This window comes from Streptomyces sp. NPDC048415, from assembly GCF_040651675.1.
Classification (GTDB): Bacteria; Actinomycetota; Actinomycetes; order Streptomycetales; family Streptomycetaceae; genus Streptomyces.
Genome location: NZ_JBEZKJ010000004.1, coordinates 211,616 through 230,032, shown reverse-complemented (window position 1 = coordinate 230,032; position 18,417 = coordinate 211,616). Strand labels below are relative to the sequence as shown.

The window sequence follows — 18,417 nt, the reverse complement described above, 5'->3', positions numbered from 1 at the left end:
CGATGGAGTACGAATCGCCCGCTGTCCTCCCCAGGGTGGGCGACACAGGGTGCGGACCCGCTGGTGGAAACCCCTAGGGGGCTTGGTACTACTGCTCTTCGTGGACCTCGACCCCCAACTCGCGGCGCTCGGCTCGCTCGGCGGCTTCTTCGTCCTGCGCACCGGCGTACCACCGCACGGCACTCTGCCCACCCTCGCCCAGGCGTACACGGCGGCACCGGGTGATGCCCACGAGGATGTTCGCGCGGATCCGATGACTTTTCGCGTTCAAAAGATCACACACGCTCTGCGCGCGCCGGAATCGCGGATCGCGGTCTCGGTGGCGCAGCAGGCCCTCGCGGCCCGGCTGTGGTCGATCGCGCTCGGCGCCGCGGCGCTGTACGGGCAGCTGCCCGACCTCGATCCGCGGCTGCTGCGCTGGGATCCGGACGGCAGCACGCCGGACGATCTGTGGCTCTCCGAGGTGCGCGCCCTGCCCGTCACCGACTTGGACGAGGTCGTACGAGCCGGTCACCTCGCCCCGCTGGCGGCCGCCCTGCGCTCCCGCTACCGCGTCTCACCAGGCCTGTTGTGGGGCAACGCGGGCTCGGCCCTGGCCGGCGCGGTACGCGGGCTCGACCGCTGGGCGGCGGCCAACGGCCGTACGGACGTGAGCGAGCGGACCCGGGCACTCGCCGCCGGACTCCTCGCACACCCCGACCTCGCCGGCACCCTCGCCCCCCGGACGCTGCGCCGCCGCAGCTGCTGCCTCTACTACCGGCTGCCCGGCGGCGGGCTCTGCGGGGACTGCTGTTTCGACCGCCCGCCGCGGCTCGCGCCGGGCCGTTCCTGACGGATGTGGTCTTCCCCAACCGCCCCAACTGAGTGACCATGAAGGGCACCAGCCGCTATGACGGGGAGTTCTGTGTGCGAGTGGGACTGCTGACCCGGGAGTACCCGCCGGATGTGTACGGCGGTGCGGGCGTCCATGTCGAGTTCCTCGCACGCGAGTTGCGCAGCCTCACGGAACTGGACGTGCACTGCTGGGGCGAGGGGGCCGCCGGCGGAGTCGTACGCCACCGGCCCTGGCCCTCGCTCGACGGCGCCAACGACGCCCTGCGCACCTTCTCCGTGGACCTCTCCATCGCCGCCGCCCTCGAAGGCCGCGAACTCGTCCACTCGCACACCTGGTACGCCAACCTCGCCGGCCACTTCGCCAAGCTGCTGTACGGAATCCCGCACATCATGACCGCCCACTCGCTGGAGCCGCTGCGCCCCTGGAAGGCCGAGCAGCTCGGCGGCGGCTACGCCCTCTCCAGCTGGGCCGAGCGCACCGCCATCGAGGCCGCGGATGCCGTGATCGCCGTCTCCGGCGCCATGCGCGAGGACATCCTGACCTGCTATCCGGCCCTGGACCCGGCCAGGGTGCGCGTCGTGCACAACGGCATCGACACCTCCCTCTACCAGCCGGACCACCGCACGGACGTCCTCGACCGCATCGGCCTCGACACCACTCGCCCGTACATCCTGTTCGTCGGCCGCATCACCCGCCAGAAGGGCGTGCCCCACCTCCTGCGCGCCGTACGGGACATCGACCCGGCAACCCAGGTGGTGCTGTGCGCGGGTGCCCCCGACACCCCGGAGATCGACCGGGAGTTCCGCGATCTCTTCCAGGAGCTGAGCGGCGTACGCGAAGGTGTGCACTGGATCCCGCAGATGCTGCCGCGCCCGGACGTCATCCAACTGCTCACGCACGCCGCGGTGTTCGTCTGCCCCTCGGTGTACGAGCCGCTCGGCATCGTCAACCTGGAGGCGATGGCCTGCGGCACGGCAGTGGTCGCCTCGCGGGTCGGCGGTATCCCCGAGGTCGTCGACGACGGGCGTACGGGCCTGCTGGTCGATGTCGGGGACGACTTCGAGGCGCGGCTCGCGCGGGCACTCGACTCGCTGCTCGCCGACCCGGAAGGCGCCCGGCGCATGGGCGAGGCCGGGCGGCAGCGCGCGGTGGGGGAGTTCGGCTGGGACACGGTGGCCCGACGGACCGTCCAGCTGTACGAGGAAGTCCGCAAACCGGGGTAACCATCGGACAGGCGTAGTTCAGCAACCGGGCCGGTCCGACGACCGGGCGCGGCCCGACCGGGCGTAGAGGGGCGGCGGCATGCGGCGCGGTGGACCTTCGGTGCTGGGAATCGTACTCGCGGGCGGTGAGGGCAAGCGGCTGATGCCGCTCACGGCGGACCGCGCGAAACCAGCCGTGACCTTCGGCGGAACGTACCGCCTCGTGGACTTCGTACTCTCCAATCTCGTCAACGCCGACATCCTGCGCATCTGCGTCCTGACGCAGTACAAGTCGCACTCGCTGGACCGGCACGTCACCACGACCTGGCGGATGTCGAGCCTGCTCGGCAACTATGTGACGCCGGTTCCGGCCCAGCAGCGGCTCGGCCCCCGCTGGTATCTGGGCAGCGCGGACGCGATCTTGCAGTCGCTCAACCTGATCCACGACGAACAGCCCGAATACGTGGCGGTGTTCGGCGCCGACCACGTCTACCGCATGGACCCCCGGCAGATGCTCGCCCAGCACATCGAGGGCGGCGCGGGTGTGACGGTGGCCGGGATACGGGTGCCGCGCGCCGATTCCTCGTCCTTCGGGATCATCAGCCCGGGCTCCGACGGGCAGACCGTGCAGGGCTTCCTGGAGAAGCCGGCCGATCCGCCCGGCCTCGCGGACGACCCGGAGTGCGTCTTCGCCTCGATGGGCAACTACCTCTTCACCACCAAGGCCCTGATCGAGGCGCTCCAGCGGGACGCCGAGGACGGGCACTCGGTGCACGACATGGGCGGTTCGATCCTGCCCGCGCTCACCGACCGGGGCGAGGCACAGCTGTACGACTTCAGCGACAACCACGTCCCCGGTGAGACCACCCGTGACCAGGGCTACTGGCGCGATGTCGGAACCCTCGACGCGTACTACGACGCACACATGGACCTGATCGCCGAACGCCCCGCCTTCAATCTCTACAACCGCAGCTGGCCCGTCTACACCCATTCCGGGCAGCTTTCGCCCGCGAGATTCAACGCCGGTGGCATCGCGAGCGAGTCCATCATCAGCGCGGGCTGCCTCATTCGCGGGCAGGTCACGCGGTCCGTGCTCTCCCCGGGCGTCGTCGTCGACCCCGGAGCCGTCGTCCAGGGCTCGATCCTGCACGACAACGTTCACATAGGGCGCGGCGCGGTGGTGCGCGGCGCGGTCCTCGACAAGAACGTCGAGGTGCCGCCGGGCGCGACGATCGGCGTCAACCCGGAGCGGGACGCGGACCTTTACACGGTGTCGAAGGGCGGGGTGATCGCGCTGGGGAAGGGGCAGCGCGTCTCGTAGGGCGGTCCGGCGGCCCCGGTGAGCCATGGCCCATCGGGGCCGCCGCCATGTCCCCTTGTCATGTCCCTGGACACGAAGTGGAACCCCGTGTTGTCATGCCAACTGCCGTTGATGACAACGTTGTACAGCTGCGCAAGAGCCGCCACACCCGTCCTCGACCAGGAGGATCCGTGCGCATCCGACGACTCAGAGACCGACTCGCGTTACTGTTCGCCGCCGCCCTCGGCGTCACTGGGCTGAGCGCGCCGGCCGCCGTGGCCGACGACCCCGCGGAAGTCCACGGCCTGAAGGGCGAGTACTACACCCAGTCCGCCCCCGGCGCCTTCGACTTCCACGACCTCAAGGCCACCGGCTTCGACCAGAACATCGACTTCGACGACCTGGAACCCCGACTGCGCTTCACGACCGGTCAGGACAACGATGTCAGCGTCCGCTGGACCGGAAAGATCGTGCCGGAGAAGACCGGACCCACCACCCTCTCGATCACCGGAGACAACGGCTTCCGCCTCTGGATCGACGGCCGGCTCGTGATCGACCACTGGGTGGACGACTGGGACCGGGAACAGACCGCCGAGCCCGTCGATCTGACGGCGGGCCACGCCTACGAGATCAAGCTCGAGTACTTCGAGCACTACGGCGGCTCCCATCTGCATCTGCGCTGGACCGAGCCCGGCGGCGGCAAGGTCGCCGTGCCGCGCTCCGCGTTCCGGCTGCCCGACGGCTACGACTACGACGGCGCCCTGGAGACGACGGTCCGCGCGGACGGCCGTACCCTCCAACTCGACTTCGCCCGGCCGCTGTCCGCACCGCCCGCCGCACTCACCGACCACATTCAGGCCGTCATCGGCGGCGCCACGTGGCCGCTGGGATCCGCCAGGCTGGACCCGGCCGATCCCAGATCCCTGCTCATCGCCCTCAAGGAGCCGGTCGTCGGCAACAAGAGCGGTACGGCCCGGGGCATCGCCGACCTCCGCTACGACGGCGGCGGCGGGCTGAGCGACGGTTCGCACGCGATCGGCGCGTTCTGGAGCAGCGGACCCAACCGGTCGACGTACGCACTGCGCACGAAGTGGGCCGACGAGGTCTCGCCCGGCAACGCCCACCCGGAGTACCCGCGCCCCCAGCTGACCCGTGACGCCTGGCAGAACCTCAACGGGCGCTGGCAGTTCGCGGCGGCCGGCGCGGGGGAGCGGCCCCCGGTCGGCAGGACGCTCGGCGAGCACATCCTCGTCCCGTACCCCGTGGAGTCCCAGCTGTCCGGTGTCGAACGGCACGAGGACCGCATGTGGTACCGCCGTACCTTCACCGTCCCGGCCGACTGGCGGATCGGCTCGGGCAAGCGGTTGCGGCTCAACTTCGGCGCCGTCGACTGGCGGGCCGAGGTGTACGTCAACGGCACCGAGGTCGCCGAACACCAGGGCGGATACGACAAGTTCAGTGCCGACATCACCGACGCGCTGAAGCCCGGCCGCACCCAGGAACTCATCGTCGGCGTGTACGACCCCACCGACGCGGCGAGCGGGGAGAACCCGCCCGTCGGCAAGCAGCGCCTGGACCCGAGCGGCATCTGGTACACCCCGTCCTCCGGCATCTGGCAGACGGTGTGGATGGAGCCGGTCGCGGTGGACCACGTCGACGCGCTCAAGCTCACCCCGGACGTCCCGAACGGCCAACTCACCGTGCAGACCCAGGGCGCCCGGGACGGACTGCCGGTCACGGCGACGGCGTACGAGGGACAGCGGAAGGTCGCGACCGCGACCGGTCGCACCGGCCGGCCACTGACCCTGAAGATCGCCCGTCCCCGTCTGTGGTCCCCGGACGACCCCTTCCTCTACGACCTCCGGGTGACCGTCGGCGCCGACCGCGTCGGCAGCTACTTCGGGATGCGCTCGATCGCCGTGCGGAAGGTCGACGGCACCCCGCGGACCGTTCTCAACGGCAAGCCCGTCTTCATGATGGCCACGCTCGACCAGGGCTTCTGGCCCGACGGTCTGTACACCGCGCCGACGGACGAGGCCCTCGCGTACGACCTTCGGACGCACAAGGAGCTGGGCTTCAACGCGGTACGCAAGCACATCAAGGTGGAGCCCGACCGCTGGTTCTACTGGGCGGACCGGCTTGGCCTGCTGGTCTGGCAGGACATGCCGGCGATGACCGCCGGGGTGAACCCGAGTGCCGCGTCGCGCGCCGAGTACGAGCGCGAGATGAAGCAGGTGATCGACGAGCACATCAGCAGTCCGTCGGTGGTCATGTGGGTGACGTTCAACGAGGGCTGGGGCCAGTACGACCAGGCCCGGATCGCCGACCAGGCCAAGGCCTGGGACCCGACGCGGCTGGTCAACGGCATGTCAGGCCTCAACCTGGGGGCGGACGGCGGCACCGGCGACATCATGGACGAGCACGGCTATCCGAGTCCCGCGCTGCCGCCCGCTCCCGACGGGGAACGAGCACTGGTCAGCGGCGAGTACGGCGGTCTCGGCCTCGCGGTTCCCGGACACGCCTGGCCCGTGCAGCAGTCGTACGTGGACGTGGACCCGTCGGCCTACACCGACGACTATCTGGCCCGTCTCGACGAGGTGCGCGCGCTGGCCTGCCGGGGCGGCAACGGCGCCGTCTACACCCAGATCTCCGACGTCGAGGGCGAACTCAACGGGCTCATGACCTATGACCGCGCAGTCCTGAAGCCGGACGCGCGGCGGCTGAGGGCAGCGCACGAGGCGCTGATCCGCGACGCGTCGCGGGCGACCCCCGAGGGGTGCCCGGGAATCTGACCCCCGGCCCGATCATGCGTAAAGACAATGATGTCGACCCACCGGAGGACTCCCGTATGAGATGGACCCGGCGCCTGCGCCTGTGCACGGCCGGGCTGGTCACAGCGTCCGCGCTGTTCGCCCTGCCCACCGCCCAGGCCGCCGAGCCGAGCGACGGCCAACTCACCGAGCTGGTCAATCCGTTCATCGGAACACAGAACGAGGGCAACACCTATCCCGGCGCCGCCGTGCCGTTCGGCATGGTGCAGTTCTCGCCGGACACCGGACACAACACGGGCTACGACTACGCCCACAACCACATCCGCGGCTTCTCCCTCGTCCATCTCTCGGGCGTCGGCTGCGGACTCGGCGGGGATCTGCCCGTGCTGCCGACCACGGGTGACGTCACCCGGACGGACTACGCCCAGTATCAGGCCGGGTTCAGCCACGACAGCGAGAAGGCGAGCCCGGGCTACTACAAGGTCGGCCTGGACACCGGCATCGACGCCGAGCTCACGGCCACCGCGCGCACCGGTGTACAGCGCTACACCTTCCCGGCCACGGACAAGGCCAACGTCCTGCTCAACACCGGCCAGTCGCTGCACAGGACGGTCTCCAGCACGGTCGAGATCCTCAACGACCGGACCGTGCGTACGGCGATCACGGGCAGCGGCTTCTGCCAGGCCACCAAGCCGTACACCGTGTACACGATCACCCGCTTCGACCGGCCCTTCACGACCTCGGGCACCTGGAACGGCGACACGGTGACCGAGGGCTCCAAGGAGTCCACCGGCACGGGGCGGGCCGGCGCCTTCGTCCGTTTCGACACGACCGAGGACCGTACGGTCGAGGCGACCACGGCCCTGTCGTACGTGGACGCCCAGGGCGCGGCCGTCAACCTTCGCGCCGAGGGTGGCCGCGCGTTCGACACCGTGCGCGGGGCGGCCCACCGCGCATGGGAGGACCGGCTCGACGACGTACGCGCCCAGGGCGGCGGTGACACCCTGCGCCGCACGTTCTACTCCTCGCTCTACCGGTCCTTCCTCGCGCCGAACATCGGCAGCGACGCCGACGGCCGTTACACCGGCTGGGACCAGCGGATCCACCGTGCGCAGGGCTTCACCTACTACCAGAACTGGTCACTGTGGGACACCTACCGCACCCAGTCGCAGCTCCTGGCCCTGCTCGCGCCACGTGAGGCTCGGGACATGGCGATCTCCGTCATCAAGATCGACGAGGAGAGCGGCTGGCTGCCCAAGTGGGGCTACGGCACGGTCGAGACGAACATCATGACCGGCGACCCGGTCACCCCGTTCCTCACCAACGCCTACCAGCAGGGCCTGCTCAAGGGGCCGGAGGGATACGCGGAGCGGGCCTACCGCGCCCTGCGCAAGAACGCCAACGGGGTGCCGCCGGCCGACTCGCCGGCGGTGGGCCGCGAGGCCAACCAGGAGTACATCGCGAACGGATTCGCGCCCTACATCAAGGGCCGCCCGCACACGAAGCTCGGCGACTCCGACTACGACCACGGAGCCTCCGCGACCCTGGAGTACGCCCTGTCGGACGCGATGCTGGGCGCGATGGCCCGGGATCTGGGCCATGAGGCGGATGCCACGCGCTATGCCGCCCGGGCGCAGAACTACCGCAGGATCCACGACAGTTCGACCGGCTTCTTCCGCGCCCGGGACGCCGCCGGCGCCTTCACCGGGCCGGCGGACCCGGCGCAGAGCGAGGGGTTCCACGAGGGCACGTCCTGGCAGTACCAGTGGCTCGTGCCGCAGGACCTGTCCGGCATGGTGGACCTGATCGGAGGCGAGCAGACCGCCAATGCCCGGCTCGACTCGTTCTTCGCGTACGAGCAGCTGCTGAAGGACCCGGCGAAGACCGCCCGCGAGGTGTGGGTCAACGGCCCCTACGACTACTACAACGCGGACAAGTACAACCCGCAGAACGAGCCCGATCTGATCGCCCCGTACACCTATCTGTCGACCGGTCAGCCGTGGAAGACGACCGACGTGGTGCACGCCGCGCTCACCTTGTTCACCGACGCGCCGACCGGCATGACCGGCAACGACGACCTCGGCACGATGTCCGCCTGGAACGTCCTGTCGTCCATCGGGATCTTCCCGGTGCAGCCCGGCTACGACACCTGGGGCCTGTCGACGCCCGTCTTCGAGCGGGTCGATCTGAGGCTCGACCGGCGCTACTACCCACGAGGCGCCCTGACGGTGACAGCGCCGGGCACCTCGGCCGGCGAGCGGTACATCCAGTCGGCCCGCGTGGACGGAGCCTCGTACGACCGTACGTATCTGACGACCGACGCGCTGCGGGGCATGCGCTCGCTCGGTTTCACGGTCGGCTCCGAGCCGTCCGAGTGGGGAACGTCGGCCGAGGCGGCGCCACCCGCCGTGAAGTGACGCAGGGCATCCCCTGAGGTTGTTGAGTTCCGCCCCTCTGACGAGGGGCGGGACTTAATCTGCTGTTAACTGTCCGTAGCATGATCGTACTTGACCGTAATCGCTTGTCCGGGTTTGACTGCTTGCTCACCTGTCGTCGACGCGAGAGCAAGCTTTTGACTTCTGACCTGCTCGCACCACTCGACCTGGCGTTCTGGAACATCGAGTCCGCCCAGCACCCCATGCACCTGGGCGCTCTCGGCGTCTTCACCGCCCACTCGCCCACCGCGGGCGCGCACGCCGCCGACCTCCTCGCGGCCCGCTCGGCGGCGGTCCCCGGGCTGCGCATGCGCATCCGTGACGTGTGGCAGCCGCTCGCCCCCTTCGCCTTCGGGAGCGCGGCCCGCCAACCGGCGCCCGACTTCGAGCCCCTCGACCACGTCCGGCTGCACGCGCCGGCCGCCGACTTCCACGCGGTCGCGGGCCGCCTCATGGAACGCCCGCTGGAGCGCGGCCGGCCGCCCTGGGAGGCGCATGTGCTGCCCGGCGAGGACGGCGTCTCCTTCGCCGTGCTCTTCAAGTTCCACCACGCGCTCGCCGACGGGCTCAGGGCGCTGATGCTCGCCGCCGCCCTCATGGACCCGATGGACATGCCGGAGCCCCGCCCACGCCCCGCGGAGCCGCCCCGAGGGCTCTTCCCGGACCTCCGCAAGCTCCCGGACCTGGTCCGCGGCACTCTCTCCGACGTGGGCCGCGCCCTCGACATCGGCGCCTCCGTGGCCCGCGCCACCCTGGGCGTGCGCTCCTCGCCCGCCCTGACCTCCGAGCCCACCGGCACCCGGCGCACCGCCGGCGTGGTCCTCGACCTCGACGACGTGCACCGCGTCCGCAAGACCGTCGGCGGCACCGTCAACGACGTCCTGATCGCCGTCGTCGCGGGAGCCCTGCGCCGCTGGCTCGACGAACGCGGCGACGGCAGCGACGGGGTCGCCCCGCGCGCCCTGATCCCCGTCTCCAGGCGCCGCCCGCGCACCGCGCACCCACAGGGCAACCGGCTCTCCGGCTACCTGATACACCTCCCGGTCGACGACCCGGACCCGCTCGGCCGGCTGCGGACGGTGCGCACGGCCATGGACCGCAACAAGGACGCGGGCCCCAACCGCGGAGCGGGCGCCGTCGCCCTGCTCGCCGACCATGTGCCCCCGCTCGGGCACCGGCTCGGGGGCCCCGTCGTCGGTCAGGCGGCCCGGCTGCTGTTCGACATCCTCGTCACCAGCGTGCCGCTGCCCAGCCTCGGCCTGAAGCTCGGCGGCTGCCCGCTCGCCGAGATCTATCCGTTCGCCCCGCTGGCCCGCGGCCAGGCGCTGGCGGTGGCCGTCTCGACGTACCGCGGACGCGTCCACTACGGGCTCGTCGCCGACGCGGAGGCCGTGCCGGACCTCGATCTGCTGGCCCGCGCGCTGTCCGAGGAGGTGGAGGCGCTGAACGCCGCCTGCGCGCCGTGATCACCTCGGGTTTGGTGCCGCGCACCATTGGTCCGTAAAATTCCGCCTTCGACAGCGAGCGCGGTTCGAACGCGGCGCACAACCCGAGGAACGGCAACGGCGATGACGGTGACAGCGGACAGCCAGGCGACCCCCGCCGTGGACACGGCAGAGGTCGCGGAGGCCTCATTCGGTCCCGGCATCGACCCGGAACGGCTGGCCGTCTGCCTCGCCGTGCTCGACGAACTCGACAAGATCGACGTCGACCACCCCGACGCCATCGCGGTGCGCCGCGCCACGGCCGGCGTCTACCGCATGGTCAAGCAGCGCCGTCGCCAGGAGCGCCGGGCGGCGAAGACCGCTCACGACAAGGCGGTCACCGAGGCCACCGCGACCGGCTCCGCCCAGCGCATCGACGACGAGACCGAGGGCATCCTGCCCTCGTCCGTGACCGACGCCGGCGAGATCGCGGGGATACTCCGGCGCCCGCGCTCCTGCTACATCTGCAAGTCGCGGTACGTCGAGGTCGACTACTTCTACCACCAGCTCTGCCAGAGCTGCGCCGCCGAGAACCGCGCCCGCCGTGACGCCCGCGTCGACCTCACCGGCAAGCGGGCGCTGCTCACCGGTGGCCGCGCCAAGATCGGCATGTACATCGCGCTGCGGCTGCTGCGCGACGGCGCGCACACCACGATCACCACGCGCTTCCCGAACGACGCGATCCGCCGCTTCAAGGCCATGCCCGACAGTGACGAGTGGATCGGCCGACTGAAGATCGTCGGCATCGACCTGCGTGACCCCGCGCAGGTCGTCGCGCTCGCCGACTCGGTCGCCGCCGAGGGCCCGCTCGACATCCTGATCAACAACGCGGCCCAGACCGTACGCCGCTCCCCGGGGGCCTACAGCGAGCTGCTCGCCGCCGAGTCGGGCCCGCTGCCCGCCGGTGAGCTGCCGCCCGCCGAGGTGATCGGGACCTTTGGCTCCGGCGCCGTCGCCGCGCTCCCGGTCGCCGGGGGCGGCGCACTGACCGCCCAGGACGTCACCGACCTCGCGCTGGTGTCCGGTTCGGCCTCCCTCGAGCGGATCGCGGCCGGTACGGCCATCGACGCGGGCGGCCTCGTGCCCGACCTGCACGACACCAACAGCTGGATCCAGGCCGTCGAGGAGGTCACGCCGGTCGAGCTGCTGGAGGTCCAGCTCTGCAACTCGACCGCGCCGTTCATCCTGATCAGCCGCCTGCGCGCCGCGATGTCCGCCGCCGGGGCCGACCGGACGTACATCGTGAACGTCTCCGCGATGGAGGGCGTCTTCAACCGCGGCTACAAGGGCGCGGGCCACCCGCACACCAACATGGCCAAGGCCGCCCTGAACATGCTCACGCGCACCAGCGCCCAGGAGATGTTCGAGAAGGACCGCATCCTGATGACCGCCGTGGACACCGGCTGGATCACCGACGAGCGCCCGCACCCCGACAAGATGCGCCTGGCCGACGCCGGCTTCCACGCCCCGCTCGACCTCATCGACGGCGCGGCCCGGGTCTACGACCCGATCGTCCGCGGCGAGCAGGGCGAGGACCTGTACGGCGTCTTCCTCAAGGACTACGCGCCCGGCAAGTGGTAGGCGGCTGAGCCGTTCAGCGACGGGTGAAGGTGCCCAGGCCGTCGTGGTCCCAGGCCTCGACGGTCACCTTCGACGCCTTCGTCCCGCCTGAGCCCTCGGTACCCGATCCGACCTTGAACGTCACCCCCGACGGCCCGGTCGCGTTCTCGCCGACCGTCCGGAAGCTGAACGTGTCGCCGTCGTAGTGCGTCAGCCGGAACGCCATGTGCTTCGGCCCCGCGCTCATGGTGAGTGCGCCATGGTCGGCCGTGACGGTCAGCGGACCGTAGAAGTCGCTGTTGTACGTGCCCGTGTACGTGTCGTCGGACCGGGCGGCGGCGGCGTTCGCCGGGGGCTTGGCGTAGTCGGTGGCGGAGCGGCCCGCCCGCTCCTGCTGCTGGTACACCTGGTCGACCAGGCCGAGCCAGTCGGTCGTGGGCTTGCCGTACTGGGCGGTGTCGAAGAAGTCGAGCGCGACCGAGTCGGCGAGCCCCACCGGTGCCCCGTTGGTGAGGACGGCGATGCCGAGTTGTTCGCCGGGAAGCATCGTCACGTTCGTGTTCGCGCCGAGTTCGAAGGCGCCGGAGTGGCTCAGCCGCAGCCGGCCCTGGTCGTCGTAGCCGACGTTCCAGCCGAGGCCGTAGAAGCCGGCGCGGCCCGCCGGGGCGCGTGGGGGCTGGGCAACGATCTCGGGCAGGTGGGTGCGCTCCAGCGGGGCGGCGGGGACGATCTGCTTGCCGTCGAGCTTGCCGTTCGCGAGCTGCAGGCGCAGCCAGGTGCCCATGTCGCGGGCCGTGGAGCTGGCGCCGCCCGCCGGTGACTGGGTGTCGGCGTCACGGACGTACTTCGCCTGCCAGCTGCCGTCCGCGGCCTTCACATGATTGACCGCCTTGTCCGCGGCCTTGTCGTAGTCGGCGAAGCGGGAGCTGGTGGAGTTCATGCCGGCGGGACCGTAGAGCGTGTCCTCGGCCAGCTTCTCCCAGGTGGTGTCCTTGGCGTTCGCGGCGGCCTGGCCCGCGGCGGTGACCCCGTAGTTCGTATACGCGTAGCTCGCGCGGAACGGGGTCAGCGGTTCGTAGCGCAGATGGTCCAGGATGTACGTCCGGTCATAGCCGAGGTCCTCCAGGAGGTCACCGGCGTGGTCGGGCAGACCGCTGCGGTGGGCGAAGAGATCGGCGTACGACGCGTGCTCGGTGACCCAGGGGTCCCGCAGCGCGAAGCCCGGCAGACGCCCCGCCACGGGGTCTTCCCAGGCGATGGTCCTGCTGCCGACGACGCCCGCGACCACGGTCGAGGCCAGCGGCTTGGACAGGGACGCCAGCTCGAAGACCGTGTCCGGGTCGACGGCCCCCGACTGCCCGGTCCGCCGTTCGCCGAAGCCCTTGAGGTAGACGACGCGGTCCTTGTGGACCACGACCACCGCGACGCCCGGCACCCCGGTCTTCCTCATGCCGCTCCGGACGATGCCGTCGAGCTTGCCGACGGCGTCATCCACCTTGGTCTGGGTGAGCTGCGGTGGTGGCTGGGGTGGCGGAGCCGCGGCCCAGGCGGATCCGCAAGCGGCGTAGCCCGCCGAGAGAAGGGAGGCCACCGCTGCTGTCGTCAGCGCTGCCCTGCCGCGGTGTCCCGCCCGTCGCCTGACACCCATGACGACCATTGAACGCGCGGTCGCGGGCTTTGTCCTGCCGAGTCGGAAGGGTCTCTAGACGTCGAGTCGGAAGGGCCTCTAGACGTCGGGCGTGCGTGTCCGCAGGCGCTCGTGGACGGCGTGGCCGGGCGACACGGTGTACGCGGCCCCGACCCGCGTACCGCCGTCTACGAGCAGATCAGCACCGGTGACCCACTCGGCCGCGTCCGAGGCCAGCCACAGCACCGCACGGGCGATGTCCTCGGGCCGCCCGATGCGGCCCAGCGGGAGCCCGGCGCCCAGCTCGTCCTCGGCCCGCTCCCACACGAAGCGGGCCATCTCGGTGCGGACGAGGCCGGGGGAGACCGAGTTGACCCGTACCGTGGGGGCCAGTTCGCCCGCGAGCTGCTGGGTCAGGTGCAGCAGAGCCGCCTTGCTGGTGCCGTACGCGCCCACGCGCGGTCCGACATGCCCGGCACCCTCGGTACAGATGTTCACCACCGCCCCGCCGTGCTCGCGCATCCACGCCCGCCAGGCGTACGGCACCAGCCGCAGCGGCGCCTCGACATTCACCGTGAACGCCTCGCGCCAGCGCTCCGGGTCGGCGTCCATGAGGGGGCCGTACGGCTGGTTGGTCGCCGCGTTGTTCACCACGACGTCGACGCGTCCGAACTCCCGCAGGGTCAGTTCGGTGAGTTCGCCCAGGTGCGCGGGGTCGGCGACCGAACCCGCGAGCCCGATGCCGCCGACCCGCTCGGCGGCCCCGGCCACCCCGTCCGGATCCCGAGCGCTCACGCACACCCGGGCCCCTGCCCCGGCCAGCGCCTCCGCGACGGCGAGGCCGATCCCGCGCGAGGCCCCGGTGACGATGGCGGCCCGTCCCTCGAGCCCGTACGGCGACGTCATCCGCGTACGGTCTCATGACGGACCGTCAGTCAACAGCCCCGAGGCGTGAGTACCGCGCCGCCACCAGCTCCAGCACCGTGCGCCAGTCCTCCATGACCCCGGCGTCCAGCCCCACGACCTTGCCCGCGTCGTCGGCCTGCCGCAGTGTCACCGCGTCGTCCGCCAGGGGATCGCGCTCGAACGCGGCGGCCTCCCACGGTGCCATCGCGCCGCCCTGCACGGTCAGCGTCAGCGCGCTCCGCGAGGACAGCCCGCGGCCCGGCGGCGTGGTGGCCAGATAGCGCTTGGCCGCCACATGGAGCCGTACGAGGCGGGAGACCCGGTCGCCGAGCAGGGGCCGTACCGCGTCGGCGGCGTGGTCGGCGTGGCCGGCGTCGTCACCTGGCCGCAGCAGATGTCCGATGTCATGCACCAGGCCCGCCACCTGGAGCTCCTTGTCGCTGGGATGGCTGCGGCGCAGCAGGGCGGCGGTCTGCAGCGCGTGATCGTGCAGATCGACCGGATCGCCACTGCGATCCGGGGCGTCCCAGGCGCCCCGGCAGGCGTGCAGCACGTCCATCAGCTCCTCGACGCTGCGCAGCTCCATGCGTCAGTCCTCCCGAGTCCTCCCGCGAGACAAAGCCGTTGCCTGCGCCAGCAGATCATGGCCGCCTTGCGAATCGGCCAACGGGACCTGAACTGCGTGCCGTGTTCAGTGAGGGGTGTGCTGCGTGCCCGTCTCGGGCGCCCCGCCCATCATCCGCAGCATGGCCGGTCCGCCCGTCCGCAGGAAACGCCACACCAGGGCCGCCGCGAGCAGCAGGAAGGCGATGTTCAGCCAGGTCGTGTAGTTCCAGGAGACGCCTTCCATGGGGATCGTCGCGTCGGCCTGGTCGGGGACGAGCCCGAGGCCGCCGAAGGAGAACTCCACGGCGTATCCGGCGAGCACCATGGCCGCATAGAAGGTGAGCAGCAGGAAGCCGGCCATCCGCGGGCCGTAGTACTTCCGGTAGATGTTGAGGATCGGCAGGATCAGCAGGTCGGCAAAGAGGAAGGCGACCACGCCGCCGAAGCTGATGCCGCCCTTCCAGAGGACGACCGCGAGCGGCACGTTCCCGATGGAGCAGACGAACGAGGCGATCGCCACCAGCGGTCCGACGAGCGGGCCGATCAGCTTCGCGGCGAGCGGATGGCCGTCCAGGAAGAAGGAGCGCCAGAACGCGTCGGGCACCCACGCCGCGATCGCGCCGGCGATCAGCAGTCCGATCACCAGGTCGCGCAGGATCGCCGCCCACTCCATGACGAAGACGTGCGCGACCGCGGTGAAACCGTCGCGCGACAGCAGCCGCCGTACGAACGAACCCTCGCCCTGGAGCGACGTGTCCATCGCGGCATGTCCCTCCATGGACCCGGCGATCCCGCGCTCCGCCTGCCCGCGTGCCTGCCGCAGCAGCCGCTCGCGCAGGAAGAGCCGGAAGAGCACGGCCAGCAGCACGATCATCACCGGTCCGCCGACGAATTCGGCGAGGGTGAACTGCCAGCCCATCAACAGCGCGAGGATCACTCCGAGTTCGGCCACCAGATTGGTCGAGGCGATCTCGAAGGCCATGGCCGCCGTGAAGTTGGCGCCTTTGCGGAACAGCGAGCGCGCGAGCGCGACGGCCGCGTAGGAGCAGGACGAGGACGCCGCCCCCAGCCCGGTGGCGAGCGCGAGCGTCCGCGGCCGGTCGTCACCGAGCAGCCGGACGATCGTCGCCCGGCGCACCAACGTCTGGACCACGGCGGACAGGGCGAAGCCGAGGATCAGTGCCCAGGTGATCTCCCAGGCCATCGACCCCGTGAGGGACAGCGCGTGCAGGATCGCGTGCATAGCTCCTCGGCTCTCTCGGTCGGTGACATCGGCCATACCCCTGCCCGCCGTCGATGGCCTCACCCATGGTCGGTATTGAGCCGAATGGGTGGCGGCGAAGAGGGCATCGTGTTTCAAATCGCCGCAGATCGGGGCCTGATGGGCGCCGTCCGTCTTGGGACAGTAACCTCATGTTTTCGGCCCCATCGAGCGGGCGGCCGCTCATTTGGTTACCCTGTAGCGGACGGACAGCCTTTCTGGGTTCCACCCACACCCACGGTCCGTCCCGGGACAAGCCGGTCACCACGGCCTGCTCTCTTACGAGTTACCGGCGCCACCGCGTCCCTAACTGCCTCGACTCAGACCCGAGCGGGCGTCAGGCGACCGGAAGCAGACTGGTCCTGCACGTCCCCGCGGGTGACCCGACACATAAGGAGTGCGCGGTGACACCGGAGAAGACGAATCGCGATCAGCGCCCCAAGGAACGCACGGAGCGCGCGGGCTGCCGGCCCGAGAAGAAGCTCGGCAGCCTGGAGGTGTGGGCCAGGTCCGCCCCGATCCGCCTGGCGGGCTACGAGGACGACCTCGCCGAGCCGCACATCCTGCCCAGCGTCGACTGATCCTCGGCAGGACTCATCGCGATCGACCCCCGGCAGGACCCATCGCGATCACTGACGGCATGGGCGTGCCAGACTCACGCCCATGCCGATCAGGGAAGCCGCGGCCGACGACCGGCCGCGGTTCTGGCTTTTCCGGCACCGGATCGTCGCCGCCCGCGAGAACTACGGCTGGGACGGACCCGGGCGCATCTGAGAAGGCCGCCCGCTGTCTGTGGATGGGCCCGCGTCTACGGCCTGATCCGCCGGACAGGCGCTAGTCGAGCGGTGCCGTACGCCGCCACGGGTGCAGCTCCTCCAGCTGTCCCGCCAGGTCGAGGAGAGCCGGCTCGGAGCCGGGACGGCCCACGAGCTGTACGGCACAGGGTGCGCCGCTCGGCAGCGTCCCGAAGGGCACCGACATCGCGGGCCAGCCGGTCAGGTTCCACGGCGGAGTCAGCGGCGAGTAATGAGTGTTGGCCAGCACATTGCGCAGCCAGCCCCGCTTGTGCCAGTCCACGGCGGCGGGACCGCGTCGGGCGAGCGCCGGGGTGAGCAGCACGTCGTGCTCGGCGAAGAAGGGCTCCAGGAGGCCCCGTAGCCGCTCGCGGCGCTCGCCCGTGCGGACACCGGCCACGAAGCGGCGCCCCACGGCGGCGTGGACGCGGGTGCGCGGGGCGAGCCGGCGCGGGTCGAGGTCCGCCGCGTCCACCGCGGTGCCCGCCGTCCAGTGCGCGAGCGAGGTCGTGCTCAGCCAGAGCGGATACGGCGGGTCCGCGGGCCGCACCCGGTGGCCGGCCCCGGCCAGCAGCTCGGCCGCCTCGCGGGCCGCGATCGTATACGGACGGGTGACGCGTATACCGGCCAGCGGGCTTCGCACGGAGACGGCGATCTTTCGAGTGACCGGCTCGGTGGGACGTGGCACCTCGATGCCGGCGAGGACGGAGAACATCAGCCGGGCGTCCTCGACCGTGGTCGCGAGCGGACCGTTCTCCGACATGCCGAACCAGTCGCCGTGACCGATGCCTGCCGGGACCACGCCGTGGCCCGGCTTCAGGGTGACGAGACCGCAGTTGGCGGCCGGTATGCGCAGTGAGCCCATGCCGTCGTTGCCGAGCGCGATCGGCACCATCCCGGCGGCGACCGCGGCCGCGCTGCCGCCCGACGAGCCGCCCGCCGTGCGGGAGGTGTCCCAGGGATTGCGGGCGGTGCCGTGCACACCGTCCGTGGTGCCGAAGACACAGAGCTCGGGCACGTTCGTCAGACCCACGACGACGGCGCCCGCCGCGCGCAGCCGGGCCACCGTGATGTGGTCGTGTTCGGCGGGCGCGTCGGAGGTCGCGGCGGAGCCGTTGCGATGCGACTCGCCGCGCACCGACAGGTTGTCCTTGACCGCCACCGGTACGCCGGCGAGGGGGAGTTCGCCGAGATCCCTGGTGACCAGCTCGTCGGCCTCCGCGAGGGCCGCCTCGGCCCGGAGGACGCGGAAGGCGCCGACGCGGCCGTCGAGCCGCTCGATCCGCGCGAGGTGTTCGGCCACCACCTCGCGGGGGGTGACCCGCTTCTCGCGCACGGCTGCGGCGATCTCGGTGGCGGTCCGGCCGACCCAGGTGGTCACGGGCTCTCCTTCGGCGTACTCGGTGGTACTCGGTCGTGGCTGGGGTGTCGTACTCGGACGTGCTGGCTGGCGTACTCGGTCGTGCTCGCTGTCGTACTCGTGAGTAGTCCGGGGAGCACTCTGCACGGGGGCGGGGTGCCGCGTCGAGAGGGAGTGGGAGATCATCCGACCACTTTCTCAATTACCGTCACTGCACGCCCCATTGACAGCCCTTGGGCGCCGCTCAATCATCAGACATCCGATGAATGGGAGCCG

The 18,417-nt window shown here is 70.9% G+C and carries 13 protein-coding genes and 1 pseudogene; 9 read left to right on the top strand and 5 right to left on the bottom strand.

Features of this window, described 5'->3' with window-relative positions; translation table 11 throughout:
- Nucleotides 1–82 precede the first annotated feature (82 nt).
- From AB0D27_RS05395 to AB0D27_RS05365, 7 genes are all read left to right on the top strand, one after another.
- A complete protein-coding gene (locus tag AB0D27_RS05395; RefSeq protein WP_362502260.1) occupies nucleotides 83–832 on the top strand; it encodes a (2Fe-2S)-binding protein in 750 nt (249 codons plus the stop codon).
- 74 nt (nucleotides 833–906) lie between these two features.
- Nucleotides 907–2,058, top strand: a complete 1,152-nt coding sequence (gene glgA / locus AB0D27_RS05390; protein WP_362502380.1) for a glycogen synthase — start codon at nucleotides 907–909, stop codon at nucleotides 2,056–2,058.
- Nucleotides 2,059–2,137: 79 nt separating this feature from the next.
- Nucleotides 2,138–3,358 (top strand): glucose-1-phosphate adenylyltransferase, encoded by a 1,221-nt coding sequence (glgC, locus tag AB0D27_RS05385; protein ID WP_362502257.1) that lies wholly within the window; start codon nucleotides 2,138–2,140, stop codon nucleotides 3,356–3,358.
- Between the two features lie 170 nt (nucleotides 3,359–3,528).
- Nucleotides 3,529–6,129, top strand: a complete 2,601-nt coding sequence (locus AB0D27_RS05380) for a PA14 domain-containing protein (protein ID WP_362502254.1) — start codon at nucleotides 3,529–3,531, stop codon at nucleotides 6,127–6,129.
- A 56-nt stretch (nucleotides 6,130–6,185) separates the two neighbouring features.
- Nucleotides 6,186–8,525: a GH92 family glycosyl hydrolase gene (locus AB0D27_RS05375; protein WP_362502251.1), complete on the top strand. Its 2,340-nt coding sequence runs from the start codon at nucleotides 6,186–6,188 to the stop codon at nucleotides 8,523–8,525.
- 155 nt (nucleotides 8,526–8,680) lie between these two features.
- A complete protein-coding gene (locus AB0D27_RS05370) occupies nucleotides 8,681–10,009 on the top strand; it encodes a wax ester/triacylglycerol synthase family O-acyltransferase (RefSeq protein ID WP_362502248.1) in 1,329 nt (442 codons plus the stop codon).
- Between the two features lie 102 nt (nucleotides 10,010–10,111).
- Complete coding sequence (locus AB0D27_RS05365; RefSeq protein ID WP_362502245.1) at nucleotides 10,112–11,608, top strand: SDR family NAD(P)-dependent oxidoreductase; 1,497 nt, start codon at nucleotides 10,112–10,114, stop codon at nucleotides 11,606–11,608.
- Nucleotides 11,609–11,621: 13 nt separating this feature from the next.
- Here the strand turns inward: AB0D27_RS05365 and AB0D27_RS05360 are convergent, their stop codons facing one another.
- From AB0D27_RS05360 to AB0D27_RS05345, 4 genes are all read right to left on the bottom strand, one after another.
- Nucleotides 11,622–13,235 (bottom strand): serine hydrolase, encoded by a 1,614-nt coding sequence (locus AB0D27_RS05360; protein WP_362502242.1) that lies wholly within the window; start codon nucleotides 13,233–13,235, stop codon nucleotides 11,622–11,624.
- A 78-nt stretch (nucleotides 13,236–13,313) separates the two neighbouring features.
- Complete coding sequence (locus AB0D27_RS05355) at nucleotides 13,314–14,120, bottom strand: SDR family oxidoreductase (protein ID WP_362502239.1); 807 nt, start codon at nucleotides 14,118–14,120, stop codon at nucleotides 13,314–13,316.
- Between the two features lie 25 nt (nucleotides 14,121–14,145).
- Entirely contained in the window at nucleotides 14,146–14,706 is a 561-nt protein-coding gene (locus tag AB0D27_RS05350; RefSeq protein ID WP_362502236.1) for an HD domain-containing protein, read from the bottom strand.
- A 105-nt stretch (nucleotides 14,707–14,811) separates the two neighbouring features.
- Nucleotides 14,812–15,969: a permease gene (locus AB0D27_RS05345; protein WP_362502233.1), complete on the bottom strand. Its 1,158-nt coding sequence runs from the start codon at nucleotides 15,967–15,969 to the stop codon at nucleotides 14,812–14,814.
- A gap of 422 nt (nucleotides 15,970–16,391) precedes the next feature.
- Between AB0D27_RS05345 and AB0D27_RS05340 the strand changes: the two genes are divergently transcribed.
- Both AB0D27_RS05340 and AB0D27_RS05335 read left to right on the top strand, forming a co-directional pair.
- Nucleotides 16,392–16,568, top strand: a complete 177-nt coding sequence (locus AB0D27_RS05340; protein WP_362502230.1) for a hypothetical protein — start codon at nucleotides 16,392–16,394, stop codon at nucleotides 16,566–16,568.
- 82 nt (nucleotides 16,569–16,650) lie between these two features.
- Nucleotides 16,651–16,792 (top strand): annotated as a pseudogene (locus AB0D27_RS05335) (GNAT family N-acetyltransferase); the annotation flags it as partial.
- A gap of 29 nt (nucleotides 16,793–16,821) precedes the next feature.
- On the opposite strand, the gene AB0D27_RS05330 reads toward AB0D27_RS05335, so the two are convergent.
- Nucleotides 16,822–18,162 carry an amidase gene (locus AB0D27_RS05330; RefSeq protein ID WP_362502228.1) on the bottom strand — a complete coding sequence of 447 codons (1,341 nt, stop codon included), beginning with the start codon at nucleotides 18,160–18,162 and terminating at the stop codon, nucleotides 16,822–16,824.
- Between the last annotated feature and the right edge of the window lie 255 nt (nucleotides 18,163–18,417).

What these genes read in the sequence shown, in the direction of transcription:
- glgC (WP_362502257.1), top strand. Translation starts at nt 2,138, where the DNA reads ATGCGGCGCGGTGGACCTTCGGTGCTGGGAATCGTACTCGCGGGCGGT.
- AB0D27_RS05375 (WP_362502251.1), top strand. Translation starts at nt 6,186, where the DNA reads ATGAGATGGACCCGGCGCCTGCGCCTGTGCACGGCCGGGCTGGTCACA.
- AB0D27_RS05365 (WP_362502245.1), top strand. Translation starts at nt 10,112, where the DNA reads ATGACGGTGACAGCGGACAGCCAGGCGACCCCCGCCGTGGACACGGCA.
- AB0D27_RS05360 (WP_362502242.1), bottom strand. Translation starts at nt 13,235, where the DNA reads ATGGGTGTCAGGCGACGGGCGGGACACCGCGGCAGGGCAGCGCTGACG.
- AB0D27_RS05355 (WP_362502239.1), bottom strand. Translation starts at nt 14,120, where the DNA reads ATGACGTCGCCGTACGGGCTCGAGGGACGGGCCGCCATCGTCACCGGG.
- AB0D27_RS05350 (WP_362502236.1), bottom strand. Translation starts at nt 14,706, where the DNA reads ATGGAGCTGCGCAGCGTCGAGGAGCTGATGGACGTGCTGCACGCCTGC.
- AB0D27_RS05345 (WP_362502233.1), bottom strand. Translation starts at nt 15,969, where the DNA reads ATGCACGCGATCCTGCACGCGCTGTCCCTCACGGGGTCGATGGCCTGG.